Consider the following 9,536-nt stretch of genomic DNA (forward strand, 5'->3'; position numbering starts at 1 on the left):
GCCAAGGCCCTGGGCAGGCCCTTGAATGGGGATTGAATAGCGTCTGCAACAAAATTCTAAAATGAGTTAATATAGAAAATATTTTCCAATAGAGTCATTTCCAGGTTGCCGACTACCCAGGCTGCCGGGGTCCTCAGGTTTTGCCTGATGCCCTGGACAGCCATCCAACAAAAACAACACAGGTGCCGTCGATGAAGATCCCTCGCTCTGCCACGCCATTGCCCTCCCGGGCAGGTGCCGTTCCCTCTCGCGAGATGCCTCGCACTCCCTGGTCCTCCCGCTTGCTGTCGCTGCTGGGTTGCCTGTGTGTCGAACACCAAGGTTCGCTGCTGGGCTGCATGCCTGGCGCCCCGGTCCTGTATTCACGCGCCTGAGCCGCGGCGGTGCCCGAGCCGCCAACCGACAACAACGTGGAGAGCACCCTTGATGAATATCCAGACCCGAGTGGTTTTCCTGGCCCTGGCCTTGCTGCTGTCCAGCGGCGTGGCCCAGGCCCAGGTGCGGATCGGCGTGAGCATGTCGCAGTTCGACGACACCTGGCTGACCTACTTGCGCGAGTCCATGGACCAGAAGGCCAAGTCCATGCCCGAGGGCGTGCAGTTGCAGTTCGAGGACGCCCGCAGCGACGTGGTCAAGCAGTTGAGCCAGGTCGAAAGCTTCGTCAGCCAGAAGGTCGACGCCATCGTGGTCAACCCGGTGGATACCGCCGCCACTCGCAAGATCACCGAGGCGGCGGTCAAGGCCGGGATCCCGCTGGTCTACGTCAACCGTCGCCCGGATGACCTGGCCCTGCCCAAGGGGGTGGTCACCGTGGCCTCCGACGACCTGGAGGCCGGGCGGATGCAGATGCAGTACCTGGCGGACAAGATGGGTGGCAAGGGCAGCGTGGTGATCCTGCTGGGGGACCTGGCCAACAACTCCACGGCCAATCGCACCAAGGGCGTCAAGGAGGTGCTGGCCAAGTACCCGGGCATCCGGATCGACCAGGAGCAGACCGGGGTCTGGCTGCGCGACCGCGGCATGACCCTGGTCAATGACTGGCTGACCCAGGGCCGCGAGTTCAACGCCGTGGTGGCCAACAACGACGAGATGGCCATCGGCGCCGCCATGGCCTTGAACCAGGCCGGGGTGGAACGCGGCAGCGTGCTGATCGCCGGGGTCGACGGTACCCCCGACGGGCTGCGCGCGGTGCAGCGCGGCGAGCTGGCGATGTCGGTATTCCAGGACGCCAAGGGCCAGGCCGAAGGTTCGGTGGAGACCGCGATGAAGATGATCAAGCAGCAGCCGGTGGAGGCTGCGGTGTGGATCCCGTATCGGTTGATCACCCCGGACAACGTCGCCCAGTTCAAGTAGCCGGGCCTCATTCACCGAGCAAGCCGACCGGGTGCCCTGGGTGCCTGGCGGCGGGAGTAGCTGAGCATGAACGCCTGTGCGTCCGTTTCGAATCCGGCCGGGATCACCCCCGTCATCGAGCCTTACCTGCTGGAGGTGATCAATGTCAGCAAGGGCTTTCCCGGGGTGGTGGCCCTGTCCGAGGTGCAGCTGCGGGTGCGTCCCGGCACCGTGCTGGCGCTGATGGGGGAGAACGGGGCCGGCAAGTCGACCCTGATGAAGATCATCGCCGGGATCTACCAGCCCGATGCCGGCGAGTTGCGCCTCAAGGGCCGGCCAGTGAGCTTCGCCTCGCCACTGGCGGCCCTGGAGGCGGGGATCGCGATGATCCACCAGGAACTCAACCTGATGCCGCACATGAGCGTTGCCGAGAACATCTGGATCGGCCGCGAGCCGCTGGGCCGGCTGGGCCTGGTCGATCATCGGGCGATGCATCGCGCCACCGCCGCGCTGTTGGCACGCCTGCGCATCGAGCTCGATCCCCAGGAGCAGGTGGGCCACCTGAGCATCGCCGAGCGGCAGATGGTGGAGATCGCCAAGGCGGTGTCCTATGACTCCGATGTGCTGATCATGGATGAGCCGACTTCGGCCATTACCGACAAGGAGGTGACGCATCTGTTCTCGATCATCGCCGACCTCAAGGCCCAGGGTAAGGGCATCATCTACATCACCCACAAGATGAACGAAGTGTTCGCCATCGCCGATGAGGTGGCGGTGTTTCGCGATGGCACCTACATCGGCCTGCAACGGGCCGAGAACCTGGACGGCGACAGCCTGATCTCGATGATGGTCGGGCGCGAGTTGAGCCAGCTGTTTCCCACGCGTGACCAGCCCATCGGCGAGCGCTTGCTGCAGGTGTGCGACCTGCGCCTGGACGGGGTGTTCGAGGGGGTGTCGTTCGACCTGCATGCCGGCGAGATCCTCGGTATCGCCGGGCTTATGGGCTCGGGGCGGACCAACGTGGCCGAGACCCTGTTCGGCATCACCCCGGCCGATGGCGGGCAGATCATCCTCGATGGCCAGGTGTTGCGCATTGGCGAGCCCCACGTGGCCATCAGCCAGGGCCTGGCGCTGCTCACCGAAGATCGCAAGCTCAGTGGTTTGTTCCCCTGCCTCTCGGTGCTGGAGAACATGGAAGTGGCGGTGCTCAAGCACTATGCCGGGGCGGGTTTCGTCAAGCACAAGGCCCTGCGTGCGCTGTGCGAGGACATGTGTCGCCAGTTGCGGGTCAAGACCCCGTCGCTGGAGCAGTGCATCGACACCCTGTCTGGCGGCAACCAGCAAAAGGCCCTGCTGGCCCGCTGGCTGATGACCCGGCCACGGATCCTGATCCTCGACGAGCCGACCCGGGGCATCGATGTCGGGGCCAAGGCCGAGATCTATCGCCTGATCGCCACACTCGCCGGCGAAGGCATGGCGGTGCTGATGATCTCCTCGGAGCTGCCCGAGGTCCTGGGCATGAGCGACCGGGTGCTGGTCATGCACGAGGGGCAACTGATGGGCACCCTGGACCGCAGCGAAGCGAGCCAGGAGCGGGTGATGCAGCTGGCCTCGGGCCTGGCCCTGGAACACTAGCGGCGACACACGACATTCAACCTGGGCCGGCCGCCTGCAATGGCGCCGCCCCTGATCAAGGTGGACGGTGATGAACGCAATACTGGAAAACAAACCGGCCCTGGCACCGGCCAAGAGCCGTCGGCGCCTGCCGACCGAACTGAGTATCTTCCTGGTGCTGATCGGCATCGCCCTGGTGTTCGAGCTGTCCGGCTGGGTGGTCCGCGAGCAGAGCTTCTTGCTCAATTCCCAGCGCCTGGTGCTGATGATCCTCCAGGTCTCGGTCATTGGCCTGCTGGCCATCGGCGTGACCCAGGTGATCATCACCACCGGCATCGACCTGTCCTCGGGCTCGGTGCTGGCCTTGTCGGCGATGATCGCCGCCAGCCTGGCGCAGACTTCCGACTTCAGCCGCGCGGTGTTCCCCGGGTTGACCGATCTGCCGGTATGGATCCCGGTACTGGCGGGGCTGGGGGTCGGCCTGCTGGCGGGGGCGATCAACGGCAGCATCATCGCCCTCAGTGGCATCCCGCCCTTTATCGCCACCCTGGGAATGATGGTCTCGGCCCGTGGCCTGGCGCGCTACTACACCCAGGGCCAGCCGGTGAGCATGCTGTCCGATTCCTACACTGCCATTGGCCATGGGGCGATGCCGGTGGTGATCTTCCTGGTGGTGGCGGTGATTTTCCATGTCGCCCTGCGCTACACCCGTTATGGCAAGTACACCTACGCCATCGGCGGCAACATGCAGGCGGCACGCACGTCGGGGATCAACGTCAAGCGTCACCTGGTGATCGTCTACAGCATCGCCGGGCTGCTGGCCGGGTTGGCCGGGGTGGTGGCCTCGGCGCGGGCCGCCACCGGGCAGGCGGGGATGGGCATGTCCTACGAACTGGATGCCATCGCCGCTGCAGTGATCGGCGGCACCAGCCTGGCCGGAGGCGTGGGACGCATCACCGGCACGGTGATCGGCGCGCTGATCCTGGGGGTGATGGCCAGCGGTTTCACTTTCGTCGGTGTCGATGCCTACATCCAGGACATCATCAAGGGGTTGATCATCGTGGTGGCGGTGGTCATCGACCAGTACCGCAACAAACGCAAGCTCAAACGCTGATGTCGATGCCTGGAGGCGGACGGGCAGGGCGGTAATCTGTCGCAAAAATGGCCAAATCCGCTGTCCGGTACTGCCGTTTGTCTTCTAAAAGACCTGCGCGCATGGAATTTTTTGTTATAAAAGCACTCCGATCACCAGCCCCAAAGCCCGCAATTGCGGGCTTTGTGCGGTTTGTCGGACAGATTCGCTGTCATTTCAGTTGCTGAGCCCTCAAACCGGCCTTAGACTGCCGCCCCTCGTAAATTGAGTGCCGGGTGGCGCTTGGAAGGTATGGCGCCTTTCTGATGACCCTGAAGGTCAACCGGAAACAGTTTGAATTCGCCTTAATGCACGTATTTTTTATAGAGAAATCAATGACCAAGGAAAAGTTGCTGGCCATGCCGGCGGATGACTACATGAATGCCGAGCAACACGCTTTTTTCACTGAGCTGTTGCAAGCCATGAAGGTGGAAACCCACGAGCGCATCGAGCAGAACCGGATCGCCATTGAAAGCCTGGATACCCCGGCTGACCCGGCCGACGCCGCTTCCGTCGAAGAAGAGCGCACCTGGTTGGTCAATGCCATCGATCGCGACCAGCGCATGTTGCCGCAGCTGGAGCAGGCCCTGGGCCGGATCAGTGACGACAGCTTCGGCTGGTGCGACGACAGCGGCGAGCCGATCGGCCTAAAGCGCCTGCTGATCAGTCCTACCACCAAGTACTGCATCGAAGCCCAAGAGCGTCACGAGCAGATCGACAAGCACCAGCGCCAGGCCTGACAGCCGCTGCAAGTGTTTCAAGTGCATTGATGCCTTCAGGGGCGCAGCCTAGCCGGCGCTGCGTCCCTGGAGTGCAAACCCCTCGCTACAATTGCCCTCCCTTCGGGAGCCGCGCCACGGCTACCGTTCCCTTGATCTGTTGCAATACCCATCCCGCCAGAGCCTGAATAATGCCCCGCACGCGCTTCTTGCCGCTTGAGGCTGCAAGCTTGCCGCTGTGCCTGTTCCGACTAAGGGACCATGGATCATGGCGTTATAGTGGCGTTTAATGCGGCAAAACAATTAGAACGATATGGGGTGAGCAACATGTCAAGAGATGGATCTCTCGCGGTGCCTGTGGCGCAGGCGCTGGCAACTCCCGAACCTGCCCGTTGGTGGGCTCCGGCGCTACAGAGTGCGGCCCTGATGGCGCTGTTGGCCGGCCAGGCCCTGGGCGACTGGCCGCTGTACCTGTGCCTACCGCTGGCGGTGGTGGTGATCTGGTTGCCCCGGCTGCGTAGCCGCAAGGTGACGGGGGCGGTGCTGGCGGCCAGCGATGGCGAAATGTCGGCGCTGACCCGCGATCTGTCCTACAGCACTTCCCACAATGCATTGTCCGCCGCTGCCGTGGCCTATTCGGTAACCCGCTTGGCCGACAAGCTGCAATCCCAGCTGGATGCAGCGGTGCGTATCGTCGGCAACGCCGAGGTGATGATCAAGACCGAGCAGGTCACCTCGCAGCTCAGCCGCCAAGCGCTGGGAGCCGCCAGCGAAGCCCATGCCAGCAGTGCCGAAGGGCGCACGGTGCTGGGCGAGTCCATCAACCGCATGCACCTTCTGAGCCAGCGCGCCAACGACAGCCGTGAGTCGATCGAGGCCCTCAGCCAGCGCAGCGAGGAGATCCAGCGCGTGGCCCTGGTGATCCAGTCCATTGCCAGCCAGACCAACCTGCTGGCCCTCAATGCGGCCATCGAGGCGGCCCGGGCCGGCGAGCATGGCCGCGGTTTCGCCGTGGTCGCCGATGAGGTGCGCGGACTGGCCGGGCGCACGGCGGTGGCCACCGATGAGGTCGGGGTGATGGTGGCCGATATCCAGCAGCGCACCGGTGATGTAGTGGAACAGATCCGCCAGTTGTCCGATGACCTGAATCTTGGGGTCGAGCAGGTGGAGCATACCGGTCGCCACCTGGACAACATCGCCCGCCTGGCGGCCGGGGTCGAGGAGCAGGTCAGCGAGATCGCCCGGGGCGCCGAGACCAATCGCGAACAGTTGGATAGCCTGTTCCACGCGGTGGAGCAGATGCGCAGCGACCTGGCGGTCAGTGACCAGCAGACCCGCAGCCTTGCCGAGGCGGCGGTGCAAATGGAAGGGCAGGCGGAAACCATCAGCGAGCGCCTGGCCGCGGTGGGCCTGGATGAATATCACCAGCGCATCTACGACCTGGCCCGCGAAGGCGCGCGACGCATCGCCGAGCAGTTCGAGGCCGACCTCGCGGCCCAGCGCATTAGCCTCGACGAGCTGTTCGACCGCAATTACCAGTTGATTCCCAACACCGAGCCAAGCAGGTACCACACCCGCTTCGATCGCTATACCGACCAGGTGCTGCCAGCGATCCAGGAGTCCTTGCTGCCACGCCATGACGGCCTGGTGTTCGCCATCGCCTGTACCCAGGAAGGCTACGTGCCGACCCATAACCAGGCGTTTTCCCAACCCTTGACCGGCGATCCCCAGGTGGACAACCTGCACAACCGCAGCAAGCGCAAGTTCGCCGATCGCACCGGTATTCGCTGCGGCAGCCATCAGCAGCCGCTGTTGTTGCAGACCTACACCCGTGATACCGGCGAGCTGATGCACGATCTTTCGGTGCCGATCATGGTCCAGGGACGCCACTGGGGCGGCCTGCGCCTGGGCTACAAACCCGAGCAGGCACCATCCCGACGGACCTGATGGCGAGCGGCGATTGTTACCGTTGGCGTAATGCTGATGTGCAATAACCGGCTGTTGTCCAGAGATGGAAATCATTTAGCATGCCTATATCGTTAGGTTGCTAACTATTTCCGCGGGGATAGCCATGTACAAGGTCGATGTAGCGGTGATGATAGGCAGCGGCGTGCCCGGCTCGTTGCAAGCCCTGGGGCGCAAGGTGTGCTGGGTGGTGCTGGTCAATGGCGAACAACGGGGTACCGCGTTCGCCAGTCGCGCCGACGCCGAGGAATGCCAGCTGGCCTGGCAGGAGCAACTGGCAGGGCTTGCCCCCGACCGGGAGCGTTTCAAGCACTCGGCCTAGGCCGGCTCCACTGGCTCAAGGGGCCAGCGCGCCCTGGTCGATCGCTTGCTTGAGGGCCCTGGCTTGTTCCCGGGCTGCTGCCGCGGCTTCCTCCGAGGTCTTGAACCAGCGGTCGCGTTCCACCTGGTAGAAGTGGAACCGGCTCTTGGGCACCTTGGTGCGCAGGGCGATCACGGCCTGGTATTCGCCCCTGACTTCCCGGCACTGGCCGCGGATGAAGAATTCGCCAATATCCAGCTCTTTCATTTCCCCTCTGCTCCTTTGGCTCGTTGAGTCTCGGATGCCCACGGAGTGTGGCCGGTGGACCCGGCGTCGAGTATCGCGTGGCTGGGGAAACCGGATCCTGAGTCAGATCAGCTTGTAAGTATTTTCCTAAAGAGCTGTGCTCAAGTATCGGTAGCAGTCATGCCACGACAGGAGTGAGGCGGCGCACTGGAATGACGCCAGCCGGTAACATGCCGGGGATAACGTTACCGGTTGAAGTGCGGTACTGGTCTTTGCTTGACTGGTGCAAAGGGTGATGGACCTGCGCTTTGCATAGTCGAAGTACACAAAGTTGCTCTAGAATTGCCCCTAGCCGCCCGAAGTGGCTGCCGATTTCGGGAATTGACCAGGGTGTTTGCGGCCAGCAGGCCTGTTCCAGCACTCGTTCCCTACTGCGCGGCGCCACGTTTTTCGGGTTCAGAGCCTATTCTCCAGCCTTCGACATGTGCCTACGCAATGGTGGAATCTTCCCTTGCCCAGTGTCCATGGCCGCCGGAGTAGCAGGTCCAACTGAATGAACTTCTGGTTGAGTGATTGGAGTGAGTACGCCGTCATGGCGTTTTTTTGTGCTGCCCGTTTTTTTAAGGACAGCATCATTTTGAGTATCGGGGAGCCTTTCCTTGGCAGTAAGTAATCTTGAAATGCACGCGTTGTTTGTCTTGGGTGATTTGCGCGCAAAGCTGGTCAAGCAGTTTCAATCTCGTTTTGTCTATGTCACCGAACAATCCGCCGAAGGCATCTACATCGCCGAACTCGATACCGAGACGGCCATGGTGGTGGACGACAAGCCCCGCCTGGAACTGAAAGTGGGAGATCATTTTCGCGCTGCGGTATTGCCCAGCCGCGAAGGCGGCAAGATGGAAATCCGCTTTCGCGAGATCAAGCTGACGGTCTATGGCCTGGGCGACTACGCCTTCGTCGCCAGCCCCCTGGGGCAGGGGATAGTGTTCAGGGAAGGGCAATCGGTGGTGATGGTTTTCGCCGCCAACGAACAGTTGCAGGAAGGCCTGACCAAGACCCTCAAGGCCATATCCGCCAAGGCCGCCAAGTGGCGCAAGGGCGAACTGATCAGCTTCAAGGCCAGCGAGTGACGAGCCAGAGCCGCGCCGAATTCCACCAGCAGCATCTGGCCGCTGCGCGCAGCGAGGCCCAGCGCCTGTTCGCACAGAAGCCCGTCCTGCAAGGTGCCTGGTTGAGCTGGGTGGCCGCGCAGATCTACAACCTGCGGCCAGCGGCCTACGCCAGCATGGTGCGCCGCGAGTTGCAGTGCCTGCAGGAGCCGCCGGACTCCTGATGCCATCCGTGGGTGCTTGAAAACACGGAACCTCTACTACAGTCAGTTGACTTAATGCTTCAGGGGCCTTGCGCTGGTGCGTCGCTGTCCCTCTTGCCCAGGACTCGACCTAGAGAGGTGCTTGCCATGAACGGATTACGTGCGCTGCTGGCCAGCAGCCTGTTGACCCTTGCTGCTCTTGGCGCGGCGCCAGCGGCGACTGCGGCGCCGCAGCCGATCCATTTCGCCGACCTGAACTGGGAGAGCGGCAGCCTGATCACCGAGATCCTGCGCACGGTGGTCGAGGGCGGCTATGGCCTGCCCACCGATACCTTGCCCGGCACCACCATCACCCTGGAAACCGCCCTGGCCAACAACGACATCCAGGTCATCGGCGAGGAGTGGGCAGGGCGCAGCCCGGTATGGGTCAAGGCCGAGGCCGAGGGCAAGGTGGTGGCGCTGGGGGACACGGTCAAGGGCGCCACCGAGGGGTGGTGGGTTCCCGAATACGTGATCAAGGGCGATCCGCAGCGGGGCATCAAGCCCCTGGCCCCCGAGCTGCGTAGCGTCTCCGATCTCAAGCGCTACAAGGAAGTGTTCAAGGACCCGGAAAGTCCCGACAAGGGACGCTTTCTCAACAGCCCCATCGGCTGGACTTCGGAGATCGTCAACAAGCAGAAGCTCAAGGCCTATGGCCTGCAGGACAGCTACGTGAACTTTCGTAGCGGCTCCGGAGCGGCCCTGGACGCCGAGATCAGCTCGTCGATCCGGCGTGGCAAGCCGGTGCTGTTCTACTACTGGTCGCCAACGCCGTTGCTGGGGCGTTTCAAGCTGGTCCAGTTGCAGGAGCCGCCCTTCGATGCCCAGGCCTGGAAGACCCTGACCGATCCCGCCGAGCCCAACCCCCGTCCGACC

The 9,536-nt window shown here is 63.1% G+C and carries 11 protein-coding genes; 10 read left to right on the top strand and 1 reads right to left on the bottom strand.

Annotated elements, in window-relative coordinates:
• Nucleotides 1-191: 191 nt before the first annotated feature.
• The 7 genes from CAG11_RS30185 to CAG11_RS30215 all read left to right on the top strand — a co-directional run bounded on the left by CAG11_RS30185 (nucleotide 192) and on the right by CAG11_RS30215 (nucleotide 7,084).
• Entirely contained in the window at nucleotides 192-374 is a 183-nt protein-coding gene (locus CAG11_RS30185) for a hypothetical protein (RefSeq protein WP_085599932.1), read from the top strand.
• A gap of 52 nt (nucleotides 375-426) precedes the next feature.
• Nucleotides 427-1,353, top strand: a complete 927-nt coding sequence (locus CAG11_RS30190) for a sugar ABC transporter substrate-binding protein (protein WP_085599934.1) — start codon at nucleotides 427-429, stop codon at nucleotides 1,351-1,353.
• A 66-nt stretch (nucleotides 1,354-1,419) separates the two neighbouring features.
• Nucleotides 1,420-2,967, top strand: a complete 1,548-nt coding sequence (locus CAG11_RS30195; protein ID WP_085599936.1) for a sugar ABC transporter ATP-binding protein — start codon at nucleotides 1,420-1,422, stop codon at nucleotides 2,965-2,967.
• Nucleotides 2,968-3,037: 70 nt separating this feature from the next.
• A complete protein-coding gene (locus tag CAG11_RS30200; protein ID WP_068578214.1) occupies nucleotides 3,038-4,060 on the top strand; it encodes an ABC transporter permease in 1,023 nt (340 codons plus the stop codon).
• Nucleotides 4,061-4,413: 353 nt separating this feature from the next.
• Nucleotides 4,414-4,818: a TraR/DksA family transcriptional regulator gene (locus CAG11_RS30205; protein ID WP_022643977.1), complete on the top strand. Its 405-nt coding sequence runs from the start codon at nucleotides 4,414-4,416 to the stop codon at nucleotides 4,816-4,818.
• A gap of 690 nt (nucleotides 4,819-5,508) precedes the next feature.
• Nucleotides 5,509-6,744: a methyl-accepting chemotaxis protein gene (locus tag CAG11_RS30210; RefSeq protein ID WP_371857928.1), complete on the top strand. Its 1,236-nt coding sequence runs from the start codon at nucleotides 5,509-5,511 to the stop codon at nucleotides 6,742-6,744.
• Between the two features lie 124 nt (nucleotides 6,745-6,868).
• On the top strand, nucleotides 6,869-7,084 hold the full coding sequence (locus CAG11_RS30215; RefSeq protein ID WP_085599938.1) for a hypothetical protein: 216 nt from the start codon (nucleotides 6,869-6,871) through the stop codon (nucleotides 7,082-7,084).
• A gap of 15 nt (nucleotides 7,085-7,099) precedes the next feature.
• On the opposite strand, the gene CAG11_RS30220 is transcribed toward CAG11_RS30215, so the two are convergent.
• Nucleotides 7,100-7,330: a hypothetical protein gene (locus CAG11_RS30220; RefSeq protein WP_022643981.1), complete on the bottom strand. Its 231-nt coding sequence runs from the start codon at nucleotides 7,328-7,330 to the stop codon at nucleotides 7,100-7,102.
• A 638-nt stretch (nucleotides 7,331-7,968) separates the two neighbouring features.
• Here CAG11_RS30220 and CAG11_RS30225 point away from each other — a divergent pair.
• From CAG11_RS30225 to CAG11_RS30235, 3 genes are all read left to right on the top strand, one after another.
• Entirely contained in the window at nucleotides 7,969-8,439 is a 471-nt protein-coding gene (locus tag CAG11_RS30225) for a hypothetical protein (protein ID WP_083456875.1), read from the top strand.
• A complete protein-coding gene (locus tag CAG11_RS30230; RefSeq protein ID WP_022643983.1) occupies nucleotides 8,436-8,642 on the top strand; it encodes a hypothetical protein in 207 nt (68 codons plus the stop codon). Before CAG11_RS30225 ends, CAG11_RS30230 begins: the two co-directional genes overlap by 4 nt.
• Before the next feature lie 126 nt (nucleotides 8,643-8,768).
• A partial coding sequence (locus CAG11_RS30235; protein ID WP_085599940.1) for a glycine betaine ABC transporter substrate-binding protein occupies nucleotides 8,769-9,536 on the top strand: 768 nt, incomplete at its 3' end.

The sequence above is a fragment of the Pseudomonas sp. B6(2017) genome (genome assembly GCF_002112765.1).
GTDB lineage: Bacteria > Pseudomonadota > Gammaproteobacteria > Pseudomonadales > Pseudomonadaceae > Aquipseudomonas > Aquipseudomonas piscis.

What these genes read in the sequence shown, in the direction of transcription:
- CAG11_RS30185 (WP_085599932.1), top strand. Translation starts at nt 192, where the DNA reads ATGAAGATCCCTCGCTCTGCCACGCCATTGCCCTCCCGGGCAGGTGCC.
- CAG11_RS30190 (WP_085599934.1), top strand. Translation starts at nt 427, where the DNA reads ATGAATATCCAGACCCGAGTGGTTTTCCTGGCCCTGGCCTTGCTGCTG.
- CAG11_RS30195 (WP_085599936.1), top strand. Translation starts at nt 1,420, where the DNA reads ATGAACGCCTGTGCGTCCGTTTCGAATCCGGCCGGGATCACCCCCGTC.
- CAG11_RS30200 (WP_068578214.1), top strand. Translation starts at nt 3,038, where the DNA reads ATGAACGCAATACTGGAAAACAAACCGGCCCTGGCACCGGCCAAGAGC.
- CAG11_RS30205 (WP_022643977.1), top strand. Translation starts at nt 4,414, where the DNA reads ATGACCAAGGAAAAGTTGCTGGCCATGCCGGCGGATGACTACATGAAT.
- CAG11_RS30210 (WP_371857928.1), top strand. Translation starts at nt 5,509, where the DNA reads ATGATCAAGACCGAGCAGGTCACCTCGCAGCTCAGCCGCCAAGCGCTG.
- CAG11_RS30215 (WP_085599938.1), top strand. Translation starts at nt 6,869, where the DNA reads ATGTACAAGGTCGATGTAGCGGTGATGATAGGCAGCGGCGTGCCCGGC.
- CAG11_RS30220 (WP_022643981.1), bottom strand. Translation starts at nt 7,330, where the DNA reads ATGAAAGAGCTGGATATTGGCGAATTCTTCATCCGCGGCCAGTGCCGG.